This window comes from Vibrio pomeroyi, assembly GCF_024347595.1.
GTDB lineage: Bacteria > Pseudomonadota > Gammaproteobacteria > Enterobacterales > Vibrionaceae > Vibrio > Vibrio pomeroyi.
The window spans coordinates 1,088,446-1,107,561 of record NZ_AP025506.1 but is presented as its reverse complement, the minus strand read 5'-3'; the positions used below and the strand labels follow the sequence as shown (position 1 = coordinate 1,107,561).

Genomic DNA, 19,116 nt, shown 5'->3' with positions numbered 1-19,116 from the left:
ATGGATACCGTAAAAGCTCAGAAGCTGTTTGATAAGCTTGAAAACGATGAATTCGCTCAGAACTTAATTGCGCAAGCCAACGCGAAGAATATTCTTTTAGCTGTCAAAGAAGATGAAGCTAACTTTCCAAATTTTACAGAAGGATTAACGGATAGGGTTAATAGTATTGCCTTCGCATATTTATCTATAGGTTGTGCCATAACTGAAAAAAGTGAAATTGATGATGTTGCTCTGCAAGCATTTGAGAAAGCAGGCGACATTATACATTACATTCACGCCCCTAATACTGAACTTAGCAAGAAAAGTAGCTTTTACTTGGTTGTTAGTAGTTTATCTTTTTACCTAGCTTCTCAGTATTCAAAATCGTTTATAGCGATTAAAAATGTCAAAGCTAAAACGCCATTAATTAATCTATTTAGCAGTTTTCTGAGAAAAGATCTGCAAGCACTTATTCACGAAATTAACAACATTCAGTTTGACGATGAATATGATAAAGTTTCTGAGGACGAACTAGAACAGAACAACAAGCATTATGCAATTATCTTATCTAAATCCCTAAATTTAGTGTTGGAATACATTTACTCGGGCAAAGAAGAATATCTTTATCTCGGACAAGAATCTCTAACTGACTTGAAAGAATTGGCTTCTATTGATGACGAACCTACTATTTGGTGGTTGTCGAGGTTGTTAATAATATTACTTAATGTTTTTAAGAAGTACTCATTTTGGAATGTGATACCAAAATTAATTAAGAGTGATATTACAGATGATTATGTAGCACAACTAGCATTACGAACACCACCAATTATGGAGTTATTCTTTGCTCAATATAATGCATTACAGGCAATGCAAGATGATAATGATATTGTCCTGAGTCTACCAACAAGTAGTGGCAAAACCAGAATAGCTGAGATCGCTATTTTGGAAGCTTTGATTGATAACCCTTTTTCCAAAGTACTATACCTTGCTCCATTCCGTTCATTATCTTATGAGGTAGAGGAATCAATGGAGAAGACATTAGCCCCCTTGGGGTTTTCTACTACGTTCCTATATGGCGGAGGACAATTTAGTAAGCTAGATAAGGCACTAATCGAAAACTCAAATGTGATTATTGCAACCCCTGAAAAAGCCAAGGCGATAGTTAGGGCAGATGAAGATATCGCCAATGGAATTAGTTTACTTATTATTGATGAGGGACACCTGCTTGGGGCAGAAGAAAGATTAATTAAAATTGAGTTGTTTATCGAAGAGCTAAAGCATCACGTCAATAAAAATGATGGCAAGATTATGCTTCTTTCCGCTGTCCTACCTAATACAAATGATATTGCCCAATGGATAGCCGAGGATAGTAGCAGTGTTTATCAAACCGATAAGACAATTGCAGACAAGCGATTTGGAACAATTAAATGGACTCACGCTAAAAATGTAACAATAGAATGGTTTGGCGAACCAACCTCATTTAACAAAAATTTTGTCGAAAAGTTCTTACCACCTCGCGCAAGAACTAAATATTTTCCGAGTGACAAAAATGAAGGAATTGCAGCTACAGCATTAAAGCTATCGCAACTTGGGACTGTCTTGATGTTTGTTGCTCAGGCTAGATATGTCGTATCTTCAGCTAATAGGGTACTGAAGGCAATGGGAGGAACTCCCGAATTACACAACTATAATAACGAAGTACTTTTTGAGTCATTTAGGCTCGCTTGCGATGAAGCTGGCGTTAGTGACATATATGAACTGGCTCGATATGGAATTCTATGTCATTTCGGAAAATTACCTACCGATGTCCGAATTTTGACTGAGCAACTAATGCGAACGGACAATGTTAAGGTTATTGTTTCGACCACTAGTCTAGGGCAGGGAGTTAATATAGGCATATCAACAGTGATTTTTGCTGATGTATTTATGAATCACCAAGACGCGGTAAAAATAGATTCAAAAGATTTTTGGAATATTGCTGGGCGAGCAGGAAGAGCCTTTACAGATATTGAAGGAAAAGTCTTGTATTGTATTGATGAGACTAATTGGAGCTATCAAAGGGATCTTGGTTTTTGCCATGAATACTTTGACTCATCGAAAATGGAACATGCCAAGAGTGGATTGCTGGCACTAGTAAAATATTTAAAGGATATATCAATACAATGTAATGTTAGTTTTGAATTATTGTTAGATCTAGTTGCTACTAATGATTTTTCTCAGTTTAAATCTGATAATACAGATTACTCAAATATATTTCCGCAAGTATTCGACTGGATTGATGACACACTTTTAGCATTAGACTATAAAAATAAAGCACACGAATTACCAGATCCTTCGAACTGGATTGACACAGTTTTTAGGAACTCATTGGCTTATATTCAAGCAGGAGATGATGAGGTGGTATCTCAAGAAGATATCATTAATTTTCTTAAAAGCAGAAATAGAGCAGTGCTCAACATGGCTGGTGCTTATGTGAATTGGGAAGGTATGGTTAAGTCTGGCATTCCATTAAGCTCGTCAAAAGCATTAGACGATTATATTGACCCAATAAAAGAGAGCATAAAGGTTTACAAAGAGTCAGAAGGTTGTGCTACTGACCTAGCAGAATTTTCAAAAAGTATTGAAAAGTTAGTTCAACAACTCCCAACAGTTACTTTTAAGCATGATTATGAAGAAGCTGAGTTAGATGAAGTCCGATTGAAGTGGTTTAGCGCAAAACCACTGTCACAAATAGCTATTCACGAGAATGGTCAAGAGATATGTGTTTCTTATTTTTCAATGACGCTACCTTGGGCTATTAATGCAATTACAAGAAAGCTATTTGACTTAGAATTAGATGACGAAGCTAAATTGCTCGAAGAATTAGCGCTTTATTGCGAAATAGGCGTTCCTAATATGGATTCGGTGAAGATCTATTTGGCGGGATTAAAATCACGAGTAGCAGCATTTGAACTTTCTAATATACCACTAGGAAAACTTACTAGTTTAAACAAAGTAAAGTTAGTTAAGTTGCTAAAAGATAATTCAGTAAACATTGAATTACTCTGCGATGAAGTAACAAAAAAATGGGTAGAGTTGTTTACTAAGGAACAAGATGGCAAAGAAGAAGATGAATTGACTCAAATTAGTAATTTTGTCTTAAAAAACACTGAGCCTGAAAGCCATCAGCTAAATGTTCGTAGTTTCAATGGTAGCCTATATTTATGCAATGCAGGTTTGACTGAGAAAATATTGATATCTTCCAGTAAAAAATTCCCGTTTAAAGCCATCGCTGACAACCCTAAAGTCTACTTTGAAAAAGAAGCTTCGTACTGGGCTATGAAAGTCAGAGCCAATCGGAACTCAAAAATATAGTATTGAAGTCTCAAGGTGTCTTCTCCAGTGATATCAAATGAGTTAGCTTTTTTCTAACTCATTTATGTCCAAATCCAATTTAGCCTCCCAAAACAAAAGGGATTGGTATCTCTACCAATCCCTCTCCTAAGATCTCTTTCTACTTACAAGCTCTCAATTGCCTTTTGAACTGCAGGGCCAATCTGGCGCTTACGTGAAGTGACGCCTTCCAAAGTCAGCATGTCGCTGTTTGGTTCAGCATTGAAAGCCGATTTAATGACTTGATAGTCGCTTTCGTCCACCCACAATAGGTTAGCTTCTTTGTTCTTGGTGTCTGTGATTGAGAAGAACAGATGGTCTAAGCCGTTTTCTGCCTTGTAAGACTTCATTGCCGCCAAAAGCTCGTCTTTACGGTCAATCAGTTGTTGAGCGGTTAGTGTTTCAGCAACGCCGATTCCCACCTGTTTTCCACCGTACTTAAAGTTCTTGTAGTCCAGCGTCAGAATGGTTTCAGAAGAAAGATGGCTAAGGTCTGATTTAGCAATCAACATCTGTTGACCGAAGTCTTCGATATCTGAAATGTCTGCAATTTTTGCCAACTTCTCTGCGTATTCACGATCGTGCTCAGTCGTGGTTGCAGATTGGAATACCACGGTGTCAGAAAGAATTGCCCCTAATCCAACACAAGCAAGGTGTTTAGGTAAGGTCACATCGAGCTTTTCAGCGTTGTCCGCCAGAATAGTCGCAGCTGAACCCCAACCTCGAATATCCATCTCAACTATTTGAGGCGTATTAATCGGTGAGCCACCAATCGCATGATGATCGACCACTGCCACAATAGATGCTTGATCAATGGTTGGCGCTAGTTGAGTCACTTGGTTGAAGTCCACCAGCCCCACTCGGTATGAAGAGTAATCTGCCTCTACTCTTGGTGATTCAGCATTACAGTAGTTCAAGATAAACGTTGATTCAGGGTTGATAGGCTCAGGCACTGTCGCCGTACCACCATAAATATGAGCCGCGAGCATCGCAGACATTACCGTGTCGCTGTCTGGGCTAAGGTGCCCCGTCCATACGAGATCTTCACTGTTTTCATTGGCTGATTGTTGCAAGCTAAAAGCAAAACTTGCTGAACTGAAAGACATGATTACGGCGGCAACGGCAGGTGTTAGCTTCACGGGTATTTCCTTATTTGGATTCGTTTTAGAACCCCATAAGCTAGCCATCAAAAATTTCAGAACCGTTTCAGCGATGTTTCAGATTTACTTCAATGAGTAACGAAATGTAATTCGCCTTTCCTTTCCCATTGCTAGCCAAGTTGCACATCATTTGGGGTTAGGTCAGCTTTTCATTATTTCACAATGAATTTTAGTGAAGCTTGATGAGCCGACATTTAAACTACTGAATCATGGAGATATAAAAGACCCAATTCAAATTCTTAGAATTAGCTAACCTAATTAAAATGATACTAAGAAGGATCAAAAAAGGCTGCAAACGCAGCCTAATCAAATAAGCATAAATGTACTGTACATTCATCAAGGTCGACGGTTAGTTCCTCCCCTTTCCATTGCTGGTAAGGGAGCGGAGATGTAAACCAAGGGGAGGTTAGGAGGGGATTCTAATGCTTATACCTAAAGGTATTGCTGTCATCAACAATCTCGATTTTGACAGGCACGGTGCCTTGCTTAACATCACCGATTTTTGCAAATGCCTTGTGCGAAAGGTCGATCACTCGGCCTTTGACGTAGGGGCCTCGATCGTTAATTTTCACATCAACAGACTTGTTATTGTCTGTATTGGTCACTCTCACTATAGTCCCGAATGGCAAGGTTTTATGAGCCGCCGTATTCGCATTCATATTATACGTTTCACCACTTGCTGTGAGCCTTCCATGGAATTTATCACCATACCAAGAAGCTTTACCAGTCAGAGCATGTGACTTGGCATATTCCTTTGTTTTAGAACTGCCGACCGCCGACGTTGAGGTGCATCCGGCTAATATCATGAGAATAAGAGCGGTAAAGATAATATGTGATTTTTTCATGTTATGTGGGTGCGCTAATCTATGCATTTTCTCTATTTTCGTTGTTATTGGTTAGCAATGTAGTGCTGAGTATAGTCACTGCTCAGCCAAGGCTACCATTCGGTATGATGGCGCAATGTTTTCATGAACAACGCTTTATTCCGTCATATTCATGAAAGGTTTTATCGTCAAAACGTCAAATTTAACAAAGCCTTAAAATTGCATATTTCTCATTCACCTCATATAGATATAGCCACTCAACCAAAAAAATCCAAACAAAAAAGGACTGGCATCTCTACCAATCCTCTTTAGGGGGGCGGTTTTCCTACCTATGGAAGGCAGTAACGCTATTACTCGTAATCAGTCGCGTATGTATCTTCGTATGTGTGCGAGCAAGGTTTGAATGCTACACCTCATAAGCATTAATTCGGCTCACTATTCTGATCAATAGAGTGCCTAATTAAAATACACTAACTACAGTCCTGCATAATCATCGACTTCAATATCTCTCTAATAGAAGTGAATACATTGTCAATAACACCAACATTCTGAATAATATCAACATTTTCAACCCATCCTAGATGTTCATGTTCTAAGACTAAAGGAACTAATTTCCCTTCTTCAACTGCCGACTTAGCAATAGGTGCAGGCAAAATTGTCCAACCTAAAGAAGCTTTAGCCATCTCTAAGAGAACATAGTAGTTATCGGCATACCAGATATCAGGAGAAATAGGTAACTGTCGAAATTTATTCTCATTATTCTTAGATTCTATTTTCAGCTGTCTATGTAGCTTTAATGAGTCTTTAGTAAATTGAACACTTCCAGCTAAGGGGTGCTGTGAGCTCACATAAGCCTCGAATTTAATTGACCCTATATTCTCAGAGTTCATTTTATTCGGTTGTAAATGCTGACTGAATACAACACCCACCTGTGCTCGATCGTTAGACACCAGTTCTAAAACATCATGACTATTAGCAATAAGTACTTCGAGTTGTAACTGAGGATAATTGTTAACTAACTGGGGGAGTAGAGCGGCTAGTTGCGTATATGGAGCTCCTTCATCTAAGGCAATGGTAACCTTTTTCGACTCATTTACACCGAGTGCTTCCAATTGCATCTCAAGCCGATTGTGTTGCTCGACAACAGCTAAGGCATATGGAAGCAAGTTCATTCCTGCTTCGGTCAACTGAGGATAGCGACCAGTTCGATTAAACAAGATCTGATTACAATCAATTTCCATATTAATAATATTTTGACTAATTGTAGATTGTGCTTTGCCTAGCTCTCGCGCTGCTTTAGAAAATGAGCCAACTTTCACTGTAGTCGTAAAAGAAAGCAGTTGCTCCAAGTTCAACATATCGTCCCAACCGATGGATTGTAATTTTCATAAAGATTAAAGGTCAGTGATAATTCTTGCAATAGCTTTATCAGACTTACTAATTTTTGGAGAATTAAATGAATGTACTAGGTTATCTACAACGGCTCGGCAAAGCCCTAATGTTGCCTATCGCCACCCTCCCAATTGCCGGGATTTTGTTACGCTTGGGGCAACCCGATGTATTTGATATCCCTTTCATTGCAGAGGCGGGCAATGCCATTTTTAGCCAGTTGCCGCTCTTATTTGCCGCAGCCTTAGCTGCAGGCCTGAATAAAGATAATGATGCAGCAGGAGCGATTGCTGGTATTGTTGGCTACTTTGTATTGACCGAAGCTCTTGCTGTTTTGGACCCGAGCCTAAATCTAGGTGTCTTTGGTGGCGTCATTATGGGTATAACTGCGGGCGAGTTATATCGTCGCTTCCATACTATTCGCCTTCCTGAGTTTTTAGGGTTCTTTGCTGGCAAACGGTTTGTTCCAATAATCACCGGAGTGAGCGCATTAGTGATAGCTCTCATCATGAGTGTTGTATGGCCGACAGTCAGTTCCGGTATAGACATCATGAGTAATTGGATGCTTGAGAGTGATATTGGAGGTAAGTTTGGTTATGGCTTCGTTAATAGGATGCTACTGCCCATTGGTTTACACCATATTCTAAACTCAATTGTTTGGTTTGGTATGGGCGAATATGAGGGTGTTACAGGTGAAATGCTACGTTTTGCTGCAGGTGACCCATCAGCAGGCCTAATGCTATCTGGTTATTATGTCGTGACTTTATTTGCTCTACCTGCTGCCTGTTTAGCTATTTACCAATGCGCGCACAAAGATAAAAAAGCTGCAGTTGGTGGAATGTTAGCCAGTATTGCGTTTACCGCATTTTTAACAGGAATAACAGAACCGATAGAATATACATTCATGTTCTTAGCACCAGTTTTGTACTTCTTCCATGCAATATTAACTGGTCTAGCATTAGTTATAGCTGCTGCACTTAATATTCATATGTCATTTGGCTTTTCTTCTGGCCTAATTGATTACTTCATTTTCTTTAATGCACCTGCCGCCAATAATGCATGGATGCTACTTCCACTGAGCCTAGTGTTTGCACTTATTTATTACACACTATTTGTATTTGCAATCAAACGTTTTGATATCAAGACACCAGGCCGAGAAGATGAAGTAGAAGCAACGGTTGTTGCATCAAAAAATGAAGATGAGTTAGCACAACAATACTTATTGGCCTTAGGTGGTAAATCTAACTTAGATTCAATTGATGCATGTATTACTCGCTTACGTTTAACGCTTATTAACCCAAGTTTAGTTGACGAAGATACGTTGAAACAACTAGGGGCAAAGGGAGTCGTCAAAGTGGGTGAAAAGAATTTACAAGTAGTTCTGGGACCCCTTGCAGAAATTATGGCTGGTAAAATGAAAAATACGTCAGCTTAACGAATCAAAGGGAATTCCCTCCCCTTTGTTGCACTCTAGTCAAGTGCAGGAGGGCTAATCAGCCCTCCGATTCAGGTGGTCATTTTATGGCCACCTTCTTCACTCTAATATATTCAAAACGGGACACAAAAAAAGGACTGGTATCTCTACCAATCCTCTTTAGGGGGTGTTTCGGTTTTTCTACCTATGGAAGGCAGTAACGCTATTACTCGTAATCAGTCGCGTATGTATCTTCGTATGTGTGCGAGTAGAATTCGAATAGGTTGCCAAACGGGTCTTCTAGGTAAACCATTTGTGCTTGTTTTAGTTCGTCTTCTGGGTGGTAACGCATTATGTCCATACGAACCTTACCGCCATACTCTTCAACACGCTTGATTGCTGAATGGAACTGCTCTTTTGGAAGCTGTAGACAGAAGTGGAAGATGCCTAGGCGAGAGAAATCAACTTCGTGACGCTCTTGGCGATCTTTCATTTCGAATAGCTCAACACCGATGCCATCAGATGTTACTAGGTGTGCAATGTTGAAGCCTTTGAAGCCTTCACCAAATACTGCGATACACATACGGCCGATTGCTGATTCGCGCTCTTCCATCACTTTGGTGTTGTTCATTACGATTCTTAGACCTAAAGCTTTCGTGTAGAACTCTACTGCTTGGTCCATGTCGCCTACCATGATGCCTACGTGATTCATTTTCATAACTTTCTCCAATTCGTTTTTATTCTGTGCTTTTCGAAGTCTAGCTTCGGTATTTCGTTTCGATGGAGAGAGTATAGGGAGACAGGCTGATTAACTGAAATTATCATAAATTATATTAATGATAATTTTTTGTTATTAAATGTTCTTTGAATTTTGAATGGCGTTGGTTAACGAACATGTGCCCTAAGAGCTATTGCTCTTAGAACACATAGATCATATTGACGATTGTTAGTGGTAATTATTAGACATTAATTCAGTGCTTCGATGAGCGTGATCTCACGTTTGATATGCTCACTCTCTTGCTCAGTCGCTTGTACCAGTTTGTTTTTACGTTCCGTTATGGCTGCTTGTTTAGCTTCTGCGGTGTCGAACATCAGACCTTTTACATTGATTGAAGCGATATTCGTGTAGCGGCCATCGTCACTTGTTGGGACTGATATAGCTTCATCATTTATCAGTGATTTTACGATCTCACGCTGTGCGTCGTAACGACTCTCTAAACCAGAAAGTGTCCAGCGCTGTTGAGGCTTGCCTTCATACTGGCCATTCTTTTCTTCTGTTAGATACTTGATGGTCATGTTACGAATTGTGCCGGCTTCCTCACCATACTCTTCCTCTGTATCAAACAATACAGGGAATGATTCGCCTTCTAGAACGCCACCTTTTTTAGTTAGGTGACCCATTCGATAGCTATTCATACCAATACGGATTTCGGTTTCATCTTTAACAGGTGTGCCATCAGCAAACTCAAGGTTGGTAATACGTTTACCTGCAGGCTGAGTTAGGTCAATGGTATAAGTCACTCCCGCAAAGAAATCATTGGTCGAGTATTTGGATGCTCTGCGATCTGGATTAAAGCTGTAGGTGACATCCCCAGGTTGTACCGAGTTGAAGTAACCAGCAGACCACTCCATGTAGGTTTTGAGTTCTTTACCTGTCATTTGATAAACAGTGATTTCGCCACCAGCATATTGGTAGTTGTAAGCGATGTCTTTGGCTTTAATCGGACCAACATCCAGCTCAGCATTGTCATTATCAATTTGGAGTGCGATGACATTAGCTTTTGGTGCATAGAAGAAGCTCGCTTCTTGGTATAAAGCACTAATACCGGTGTCTTGAATATGAACTTGAGGGATACCGCGGATTTCATTTTCAGGGACCAAGTCAACGCCAGTTAGCTGAGCCACAGGTCGATTTGCCATTTCTCGAAGTTGTTTGTGATATGGCTGATACAGCGCATCCATATCCTCATCGGAATCGACGCCATTAATCTTGTAGGTGAAGCTGTCTTTATTCACGAGAGTAAATTTGCCATCGCGCTCTTCAAATTGAAGATCGATGCGAGATAGCGCTCGGCCATACTTGTCGGGCTCGGTAATGATCACTCCGTTCACAACCGCCTTATCGATACGTGTGTGCATATGACCCGCAACAATGGCATCCAGCTCTGGGTTAGCATTCGCAATGTCGGTGACACCTGTATTCGCGATGTCATTTTCGTTTTCAATACCCATGTGTGCGACCAATACGATGGCATCGACTTGGTCATCAATCTCTTTGACTATTTTCTTAACTTCCAGTGTTGGGTTCGTGAAAGTGACCCCTTCTAAACGGTTGGTGCCTTGTGCAAAGACCTCTGTCATTGGTGTGTCCATTCCTATCACACCGATCTTAACTCCGCCGCGTTCTAGAATGGTATAACCCGGCAGGAATGGGTTTCCATTTTTGTTCTTGATGTTGCCACCTAAAGACTGGCCTTTAAATTGAGTCACGGCTCTGTTGAGCGTTTTAAGGCCGAAGTCGAACTCATGATTACCTAAAACCCACACATCATATTTCATGTGATTAAAGCCAAGCATCATTGGATCAACGGGATCATCTTTGAATGTTTCTACGAAGTTACCTTGGATGGTATCGCCAGCGTCTACGAGGATAATGTTTGATTGCTCTTTGCGGATATCACCCACTTTCGTTGCTATTTGGCTTAAGCTGCCACGAGTGTTGAGTTTATCTGACGCGTAATCCCATGCCATAAAATGACCGTGGATATCTGAAGTTCCGAGTATCGTGACGTCGTGTATATCGCCATCAGCGGCGAAAGCAGGAAAGGTAAGAGAAAGTAGGATTGCACTGGATAATAAATGTCTTTTCATCTGCGTGTTCACATAGTGGATTAAAGTATGACGCCACCATATAGAATTGAGCCTACCTTATGGGTGACTAGTGTCATACTTTTAATGATACAAGCTTTTGATATTTCAAATAAACGTGACTGATGACAACCTTAAAACAACTTATGTAACTATGCGAGCCACACCAGCAGCAAGTAAATGACAGAGCCACATATCAAGTCATGTGGCTCTGCTTAAACGTCCCAATTTGAACCCTAGTCAAACCACTACGCTTTACTGGTTTGTACTGAATTCGTCATCGGTTTGGTTTTGTTTTCAGGTACCAAAGACATCAACCCGGTAATCACAAGCGCAGCGATGCCCGACATCGTTACTGGTGAGCCAAATATGCTTTGCGCTAGCTTGGGTGCTTCTTTCAACAAGTCTGGCACTAGCATTACTCCAAGTCCTAAACCTAATGAGATGGCAATCGTCATGATTCTACGTCTATCCAACTTTTCATTAGCAATAATTTTGATACCCGCAGCAGCAACCGTACCGAACATCACCAATGTCGCTCCGCCCAATACTGGTTTTGGAATCGTCATTAATACCGCGCCTAAGATGGGAAATAGCCCTAACAGAAAAAGAATGGCTGCAATGAAGTAGCCAATGTAGCGACTCGCGATTCCGGTAAAGTGAATCACACCATTGTTCTGACTGAAGGTCGTGTTTGGAAAAGTATTGAATACAGCCGCGATAAGCGAGTTCACGCCGTCACCTAGCACGCCAGCCTTGAGTCGATTGATGTATTTCGGCCCCTTAACTGGTTGGCCTGAGAACATGCTGTTGGCGGTAAGGTCACCCGTCGTTTCAATCACGGTAATTAAGTAGATAAACGCAATAGGTAGGAAGGCTTGCCAATCAAAAGCGAAACCATATTTAAACGGAACTGGGATACTCAATAACGGTTGAGATTCAAAAGAAACCATGGGGGCTTTGCCCATCAGAATAGCAACACCCCACCCGACAACCAGACCGACCAAAATCGACGACAGCCTTACCATAGTGTTGTTGCTTAGGTTAAGTGCCACTATGGTTCCGAGCACAATCGCACCCAGCAGCAGGTTACTTCCAGAGCCAAAATCTTCCGCGCCAACGCCACCCGCAATATCAGTAACACCAACTTTAATCAAAGAGATACCTATCGTCGTGATAACGATTCCGGTCACAACTGGCGTGATAACCACTTTGAGTTTTTCGATAAAGCGCGAAAGTACGATTTCAACAAAGGCACCAAAGAAGCAGACACCGAAAATGGTCGCGAGCATTTCATCCGGCCCGCCTCCATTCGCTTTAACCAGAAAACCTGCCCCTAGCACTGACCCTAAGAACGCAAAGCTGGTTCCTTGGACACAAATCATCCCTGCGCCAACTGGCCCTATTTTTCTCGCTTGAATGAAGGTACCGACCCCAGACACCATGAGTGCCATGCTGATCAAATAAGGGATGTGTTCACCCAATCCTAAGACACCGCCAATAATGAGTGTGGGCGTGATAATGCCAACAAAGCTTGCTAATACATGCTGCAGCGCTGCATAGCTGGCTGCTCTGACTGATGGTCGATCGTCTAATCCGTAGATCAATTCACTGTTCTGTTCCATGTGACTTCCTTTATGTATTTTTTATTGTATACAATTTACATAAAGGCAATAGAGCAACATATATGCCAATGGTTTAACATCATACTTATCAATCAGTTAAGTTTCATATCTAGCCATTGCTGCACTATAGAGCAACACTGTCGGCTTGTTTTAGTGCAACGGAGAACACAAAGCACTCCTTTGACCTGGTTTATCCGTAACCTCTCACCCAATAACGCAGACACGAAAAAAGGATTGGTATTTCTACCAATCCTCTTTAGGGGGTGTTTCGTTTTCTACCTTACGATAGGTAGGTAGCGCCTATTACTCGTAATCAGTCGCGTACGTATCTTCGTATGAGTGCGAGTAGAATTCGAACAGGTTGCCAAACGGGTCTTCTAGGTAAACCATTTGTGCTTGTTTTAGTTCGTCTTCTGGATGGTAACGGTGAATATCCATACGTACCTTACCGCCAAACTCTTCAACGCGCTTGATAGCTGAATGAAACTGCTCTTTTGGAAGCTGCAGACAGAAGTGGAAAATGCCTAGGCGAGAGAAATCAACGTTATGACGCTCTTCACGGTCAACCATTTCGAACAGCTCAACACCGATACCATCTGAAGTTACTAGGTGAGCAATGTTGAAGCCTTTGAAGCCTTCGCCAAATACAGCGATACACATACGGCCGATTGCTGATTCGCGCTCTTCCATCACTTTGGTGTTGTTCATTACGATTCTTAGACCTAGCGCTTTCGTGTAAAACTCTACAGCTTGGTCCATGTCACCTACCATGATGCCTACGTGATTCATTTTCATAACTTTCTCCAATTCGTTTTTTATTCTGTGCTTTCGAAGTCTAGCTTCGGTATTTCGTTTCGATGAAGAGAGTATAGGGAGAGACCGTGATTAACTTAAATTATCATAAATTATATTAATGATAATTTTTCGTTATTTATGGATTAGTAGTAGATCTCAGCTCACTTAAAGAAACACTGTCTACATAGCTGTTCACGCTATACATAGATACTCACACGATAAATCGATGTTCACGCTAATAGAGATAAGCCAAATGTAGAGGGCAGCTTAAAGAGCATAGCTCCTCAAATCTGTGAGGCTGATGTTTAATGACTTTTGCTAATAGTTTTTGTTGATAGCTTTTATCGATAACTATCTTCTATCAAAGATAGGATTTGCCTATTGAATCTATAGAAATGTCCGATTTCACTAATTTTCGGTGCCAATGCAATATATCTCCATCGACGCGGGATAGCGTTAAACACTACAAATTAGAAAGAGAGTCCAACATGATCAACACAGAAATCAAACCATTCAACGCAACAGCATTCAAAAACGGCGAATTCGTAGAAATCACTGAGCAAGACGTTAAAGGCAAGTGGGCTGTATTCTTCTTCTACCCAGCAGACTTCACGTTTGTATGTCCAACTGAGCTAGTTGACCTACAAGACAAATACGCAGAGCTTCAATCTCGCGGCGTAGAAGTTTTCTCAGTATCAACTGACACGCACTTCTCTCACAAAGCATGGCACGACACGTCTGACAAAATCGGCACTATCGAATACTTCATGGTAGGCGACCAAACAGGCAACATCACCAACAACTTCAATGTTATGCGTGAAGGTCAGGGCCTTGCAGACCGTGCAACTTTCCTAATCGACCCTGAAGGCGTTATCCAAGCAATGGAAATCACAGCTGAAGGCATCGGCCGTGACGCTGAAGACCTACTACGCAAGGTTAAAGCAGCACAATACGTAGCCGCTCACCCAGGTGAAGTTTGCCCAGCAAAATGGAAAGAAGGCGAAGAGACTCTAGCGCCATCTCTAGACCTAGTAGGCAAGATTTAATCTAAGCCCAGCTAAACGAAAGAACAAATAAAGCAGAACAGTTAAACGGTTCTACAGGCGCGCTTCGGCCTCCCTCCTAAAGGGCAGTTGCGCGCCACCCTTTCAAGCCATCAACAACACAATATTTGCCGACTTGCGCCCCCTTTTTATTTTCCTTTTTCAGCAAGAAGGTATTGGTCAATACCAAGACACAGAATTTAAGAGCAGGCACGATTATGTTAGATCAAGCAATGAAGCAGCAGCTAAAAGCATACCTAGAAAACCTAAAAACCAATGTTCAGTTAGTGCTGAGCCTTGATAGCAGCGATACCGCGAACAAACTTCAAGATCTGGCGAATGATATCGCCTCTCTCACCGACAAAATTGAAGTAATTCGTGATGATAACGCAAGCACTCGCCGCCCTATCATGCAGGTAGTGAACCAAGAGAAAGGCACTGCGATCGGTTTCGCCGGTTTACCTATGGGTCACGAATTCACATCATTGGTACTGGCACTGCTTCATAGTGGTGGTCACCCTATCAAGCTTGAAGCTGACGTAATCGAACAAATTAAAGAGCTTAATCAAGAGCTTAATGTAGAGATTTTCATCTCACTATCGTGCCAAAACTGTCCAGAAGTGGTTCAGGCATTCAACATGATGTCGGCGATTAACCCTCTGGTTAAGACAACCATGATCGATGGCGCAGCATTCCAAGACGAAGTGAAGTCTCGCGACATCATGGCAGTTCCAAGCGTGTTTATTAACGGTGAGCTATTTGGTCAAGGCCGTATGTCTCTGGCTGAGATCCTGAACAAAGTTGACTCAGGCGCAGCAGAAAAGAAAGCGGCTAACCTAAACGAACAAGCGCCGTTTGATGTATTGGTTGTCGGCGGTGGCCCTGCGGGTTCTTCAGCGGCTATCTACGCAGCACGTAAAGGCATTCGTACCGGTGTGGTTGCTGATCGATTCGGTGGTCAAGTGATGGATACGATGGCGATTGAGAACTTTATCTCCGTGAAAGCGACAACAGGTCCTAAGCTAGTAGCTAGCCTTGAAGAGCACGTAAAAGAGTACGGTGTTGAGATAATGACTGAGCAGCGCGCTGCGAACATCATTGCAGCCGAAGACACAGAAGACGGCTACATCCACGTTGAACTAGAAAGCGGCGCAACATTACGCTCTCGCACAGTTATCACAAGTACGGGTGCTCGCTGGCGTGAAATGAACGTTCCGGGTGAGCAAGATTACCGCAATAAAGGTGTCGCTTACTGCCCACACTGTGACGGTCCATTGTTCAAAGGCAAGAAAACAGCGGTTATCGGCGGTGGTAACTCAGGTATTGAAGCCGCTATCGACCTAGCAGGCATTGTTGAACACGTAACCGTGCTTGAATTTGCAGATACACTGCGCGCTGACCAAGTGCTTATCGACAAAGCGAACGCAACACCAAACATCGAAATCATTAAGATGGCTCAAACGACACAAGTATTGGGTGATGGAAATCGTGTAACCGGTCTGGAATACAAAGACCGTAACACAGACGAACTGAAACAAATCGAACTCGCGGGTATCTTCGTTCAAATCGGCCTAATGCCAAACAGCGAATGGTTGAAGGGAACGAAGGTAGAACTATCACCACGCGGTGAGATCGAGATTAACGCTCATGGCGCAACATCAATGAAAGGTGTATTCGCAGCGGGTGACGTAACAACCGTACCTTACAAACAGATCATCATTGCGATGGGTGAAGGTGCGAAAGCAAGTTTAGGTGCGTTTGACCACCTAATCCGTAACTCAGCTCCGGTTAAAGAGGCTGAAACCGCTTAAATCTTTTAAGCAAACATTCCTTAAAACGTTCTTGTTAACTTACGAGTTATTAGTAATTTACTAATTATTGTTAACCACTTAGTCGATTTTTAGACACCACTCCTATGGATTTAGGAGTGGTTTTTTTATTTGTAGCGAAGCTTTATGCTGGTTGATAAAGCATAAAGGCAACCACTAGTGCGAGACTTCCGCCCAAACAACGGTTTACCACCATCATCTGTTTTGGTGATTGAAGCAGCTTTTTAAGCATAGTGCCGCAATACGCCCACACCAACATGCACGGTACGCCCGTGATCACCATGCCTGCAATAATGGTCACCACTTGAATCAGATAGTCTGCATTCGGAGTGATGAACTGCGAAAACACAGTTAACGAAGCAATCCAACCTTTAGGGTTCAAAACCTGAACCAACACACCCGACACAAAGCCCGAACGGTTATCGGTGGTACTCTCTTCGATTTGCATATTGGCAATCGACCATGCCATGAACAGCAAATAAGCTGCGCCCGCGTACTTCAAAATGTTGTATAGCTCTGGGTAAAGAGTGAATAGGCTCACCAAACCGACACTGGATCCTGCCAGTACGATGATGATGCCAAAAGCGTTCCCAGAGATAAAAGGCAAAGTTGCAGCAAACCCATAACGACTTGAAATCCCAAGTAATGCGATATTCCCTGCCCCAGGTGTAATTGCAATCGATGTTGAAAATAGCAAGAACGCCAGCATTAATTGAGAGCTCATTTCCTCTCACTCCTAGTAAGTAAAGTATTGATAGGGAGAGAGTTTACAGATTCGACTAGGAATTAAATTGCTATATAGGCTAAGATTAATGCAAATTTGAGCAAAACTTTTCTAAAATAACCATGAAACAGAAAGAATCCACCAAAGAAGTATTAGATGACACAGATATCGCCATCTTAGGGCATATCCAACAAGACGGTCGCATGAGCAACAGTAAGCTCGCCGAGAAGGTAAACCTCAGTGAAACTCCATGTTGGCGCCGTTGGAAACGCATGGAAGAAACAGGCTATATCGACGGTTATGCTGCCAAACTCAATCGCAAGAAATTAGGCTTTCATGTGGCAGGTTTTACCTTAGTCACGCTGGGTAACCACGAAGTTGAAAACACAGAACCATTCGAAGAATTTGTTGCCGTTACCGATTGGATTCCGATGTGTCACTGTATTGCAGGCGGTGCCGACTACATGGTGCAAGTGTTAGCAAAGGATTTGGAAGAGTACTTTGAGCGTATTAGCTCAATAAGACGAGTCAAAGGCGTGAGTGCGATTCAATCCAATATCTCCGTGAAAGAACTGAAAAACAGCTATCAACTTCCTCTTGAGGACTAGTTCACTTCTTCTGACTGCCCTGTTCTTTCAGCAAAACAAAAGCCCAGCGCCCTAGGTTTCTGAAACTTAGGGGCTGGGCTTTGTTTGAAACAACTATCGTTATTTACGCTTTCTATTCACAAGGGTGAGCTAAATGAATCAACGCTAAGCCGCCAAGAGACGTTTCACGATACTTCTTATTCATGTCTTTACCCGTTTGGTACATGGTCGCGATGACCTTATCCAACGAAATCAAAGATTTGCTATTGCGTTTCAATGCCATGCGAGACGCATTAATCGCCTTCATCGCACCCATCGCATTTCGTTCAATACACGGTACTTGTACTAAGCCACCAATCGGATCACACGTCATACCGAGTGAATGTTCCATCGCAATCTCTGCAGCAATGCAGATCTGCTCATTACTGCCACCGCGCAGCGCAGTTAAACCTGCAGCCGCCATAGAAGATGACACACCTACTTCACCTTGGCACCCAACTTCGGCACCTGAAATCGAAGCATTGGTTTTGTACAAAATACCAATCGCACCCGACACCGCTAAGAAGTCTTTGAGCTGCTTGGTATCCAACTCTTTAATAAAGCGATGGTAATACATCAATACCGCAGGAATCACGCCCGCGGCACCATTAGTTGGTGACGTCACCACTTGGCCACCCGCCGCGTTTTCTTCACTGACGGCAAAGGCAAACAAGTTAATCCAATCCATGATTTCCATTGGGTCGTTCTCAACGGCTGCATTCGCTTCTAGCTTTTTCAATAGGTTTGGCGCACGGCGAGTTACATTCAACCCACCATCAAGAATACCTTCAGTTTCAAAACCGCGTTCCATACAACGCGACATCACGCGCCAGATCTGGTCTGCCTTTTCTGCAATAGCATCTGCATCTTGGAAGGCCGACTCATTTTTCAGAATCATTCCACCTAGGCTCATGCCGTTGTCTTCAGCTTGTTTCAGCATTTCATCGGCATTCTTGAAAGGGTAAGTCACTTCTACCGATTCAGTTTTGGTACCGTTTTGCAGCTCATCCGCGGTTGCAATAAAACCACCACCAATCGAATAGTAGGTTTCATCGATAATCGCATTTCCAGCTTGATCAAACGCGGTAATCATCATGCCGTTTTCATGCAGGGGCAGATTGTCTTCGTGAAAGAGCATGTCGGTTTGGTAGTTAAAGCCAATCGCGTGGTTGCCACTCAATTGCATTTCACCACTGTCGATAGCACGTCGCATCGCTTCATTAGCGCTGGTGATCTTAATGGTGTCTGGCTTATTACCAAGCAAACCCAAGATGGTCGCTCTATCGGTGTGGTGCCCTATTCCGGTTAACGATAACGAACCATAAAGATCGACCTGAACACGTACCACCTCTGTGATTCTGTCTGCGACTAATTGAGTGAAATGAAAACCCGCAATCATTGGGCCGTTAGTGTGTGAGCTCGATGGCCCCACACCAATTTTGTAGATATCAAAGATCGATAACATAGA

The 19,116-nt window shown here is 42.3% G+C and carries 14 protein-coding genes; 5 read left to right on the top strand and 9 right to left on the bottom strand.

Translation table 11 applies throughout. The features are described 5' to 3' along the window. Positions 1-3,333: a DEAD/DEAH box helicase gene (locus OCV12_RS04955; protein WP_261885492.1), complete on the top strand. Its 3,333-nt coding sequence runs from the start codon at positions 1-3 to the stop codon at positions 3,331-3,333. A 143-nt stretch (positions 3,334-3,476) separates the two neighbouring features. Here the strand turns inward: OCV12_RS04955 and OCV12_RS04950 are convergent, their stop codons facing one another. The 3 genes from OCV12_RS04950 to OCV12_RS04940 form a co-directional block, all read right to left on the bottom strand. After that, a complete protein-coding gene (locus tag OCV12_RS04950) occupies positions 3,477-4,490 on the bottom strand; it encodes a manganese-dependent inorganic pyrophosphatase (protein WP_261885491.1) in 1,014 nt (337 codons plus the stop codon). Between the two features lie 440 nt (positions 4,491-4,930). Further along, a complete protein-coding gene (locus OCV12_RS04945; RefSeq protein WP_261885490.1) occupies positions 4,931-5,383 on the bottom strand; it encodes a septal ring lytic transglycosylase RlpA family protein in 453 nt (150 codons plus the stop codon). Positions 5,384-5,805: 422 nt separating this feature from the next. Continuing rightward, complete coding sequence (locus OCV12_RS04940; protein WP_239847088.1) at positions 5,806-6,693, bottom strand: LysR family transcriptional regulator; 888 nt, start codon at positions 6,691-6,693, stop codon at positions 5,806-5,808. 98 nt (positions 6,694-6,791) lie between these two features. Between OCV12_RS04940 and nagE the strand changes: the two genes are divergently transcribed. Beyond that, the gene (nagE, locus tag OCV12_RS04935) at positions 6,792-8,159 is read left to right on the top strand and encodes an N-acetylglucosamine-specific PTS transporter subunit IIBC (RefSeq protein ID WP_261885489.1); all 1,368 of its coding nucleotides are present in this window, start codon (positions 6,792-6,794) and stop codon (positions 8,157-8,159) included. 205 nt (positions 8,160-8,364) lie between these two features. Here nagE and OCV12_RS04930 read toward each other — a convergent pair whose 3' ends face one another. The 4 genes from OCV12_RS04930 to OCV12_RS04915 form a co-directional block, all read right to left on the bottom strand. Further along, positions 8,365-8,856, bottom strand: a complete 492-nt coding sequence (locus tag OCV12_RS04930) for a VOC family protein (protein ID WP_029223140.1) — start codon at positions 8,854-8,856, stop codon at positions 8,365-8,367. A 248-nt stretch (positions 8,857-9,104) separates the two neighbouring features. Beyond that, positions 9,105-11,009, bottom strand: coding sequence for a bifunctional metallophosphatase/5'-nucleotidase (locus tag OCV12_RS04925; RefSeq protein ID WP_261885488.1), 1,905 nt, complete (start codon positions 11,007-11,009; stop codon positions 9,105-9,107). Positions 11,010-11,254: 245 nt separating this feature from the next. Further along, positions 11,255-12,631: a uracil-xanthine permease family protein gene (locus OCV12_RS04920; protein WP_261885487.1), complete on the bottom strand. Its 1,377-nt coding sequence runs from the start codon at positions 12,629-12,631 to the stop codon at positions 11,255-11,257. 303 nt (positions 12,632-12,934) lie between these two features. Further along, a complete protein-coding gene (locus OCV12_RS04915) occupies positions 12,935-13,426 on the bottom strand; it encodes a VOC family protein (RefSeq protein ID WP_008220945.1) in 492 nt (163 codons plus the stop codon). 488 nt (positions 13,427-13,914) lie between these two features. On the opposite strand from OCV12_RS04915, the gene ahpC reads away from it, so the two are divergent. Next, a complete protein-coding gene (ahpC, locus tag OCV12_RS04910; protein WP_004736364.1) occupies positions 13,915-14,472 on the top strand; it encodes an alkyl hydroperoxide reductase subunit C in 558 nt (185 codons plus the stop codon). A 215-nt stretch (positions 14,473-14,687) separates the two neighbouring features. Then, entirely contained in the window at positions 14,688-16,280 is a 1,593-nt protein-coding gene (gene ahpF, locus OCV12_RS04905; protein WP_261885486.1) for an alkyl hydroperoxide reductase subunit F, read from the top strand. Positions 16,281-16,422: 142 nt separating this feature from the next. Here the strand turns inward: ahpF and OCV12_RS04900 are convergent, their stop codons facing one another. Next, a complete protein-coding gene (locus tag OCV12_RS04900) occupies positions 16,423-17,022 on the bottom strand; it encodes a LysE family translocator (protein WP_017629766.1) in 600 nt (199 codons plus the stop codon). A 122-nt stretch (positions 17,023-17,144) separates the two neighbouring features. Here OCV12_RS04900 and OCV12_RS04895 point away from each other — a divergent pair, with 122 nt between their 5' ends. Beyond that, positions 17,145-17,630 (top strand): Lrp/AsnC family transcriptional regulator, encoded by a 486-nt coding sequence (locus OCV12_RS04895; RefSeq protein WP_019825927.1) that lies wholly within the window; start codon positions 17,145-17,147, stop codon positions 17,628-17,630. Positions 17,631-17,742: 112 nt separating this feature from the next. Here OCV12_RS04895 and OCV12_RS04890 read toward each other — a convergent pair whose 3' ends face one another. After that, entirely contained in the window at positions 17,743-19,113 is a 1,371-nt protein-coding gene (locus OCV12_RS04890) for an L-serine ammonia-lyase (protein ID WP_261885485.1), read from the bottom strand. Positions 19,114-19,116 lie beyond the last annotated feature (3 nt).

Coding starts and splice junctions, on each gene's coding strand:
- ahpC (WP_004736364.1), top strand. CDS start 13,915: ATGATCAACACAGAAATCAAACCATTCAACGCAACAGCATTCAAAAAC.
- OCV12_RS04955 (WP_261885492.1), top strand. CDS start 1: ATGGATACCGTAAAAGCTCAGAAGCTGTTTGATAAGCTTGAAAACGAT.
- OCV12_RS04930 (WP_029223140.1), bottom strand. CDS start 8,856: ATGAAAATGAATCACGTAGGCATCATGGTAGGCGACATGGACCAAGCA.
- OCV12_RS04895 (WP_019825927.1), top strand. CDS start 17,145: ATGAAACAGAAAGAATCCACCAAAGAAGTATTAGATGACACAGATATC.
- OCV12_RS04900 (WP_017629766.1), bottom strand. CDS start 17,022: ATGAGCTCTCAATTAATGCTGGCGTTCTTGCTATTTTCAACATCGATT.
- OCV12_RS04940 (WP_239847088.1), bottom strand. CDS start 6,693: ATGTTGAACTTGGAGCAACTGCTTTCTTTTACGACTACAGTGAAAGTT.
- OCV12_RS04890 (WP_261885485.1), bottom strand. CDS start 19,113: ATGTTATCGATCTTTGATATCTACAAAATTGGTGTGGGGCCATCGAGC.
- ahpF (WP_261885486.1), top strand. CDS start 14,688: ATGTTAGATCAAGCAATGAAGCAGCAGCTAAAAGCATACCTAGAAAAC.
- OCV12_RS04920 (WP_261885487.1), bottom strand. CDS start 12,631: ATGGAACAGAACAGTGAATTGATCTACGGATTAGACGATCGACCATCA.
- nagE (WP_261885489.1), top strand. CDS start 6,792: ATGAATGTACTAGGTTATCTACAACGGCTCGGCAAAGCCCTAATGTTG.
- OCV12_RS04915 (WP_008220945.1), bottom strand. CDS start 13,426: ATGAAAATGAATCACGTAGGCATCATGGTAGGTGACATGGACCAAGCT.
- OCV12_RS04945 (WP_261885490.1), bottom strand. CDS start 5,383: ATGCATAGATTAGCGCACCCACATAACATGAAAAAATCACATATTATC.
- OCV12_RS04925 (WP_261885488.1), bottom strand. CDS start 11,009: ATGAAAAGACATTTATTATCCAGTGCAATCCTACTTTCTCTTACCTTT.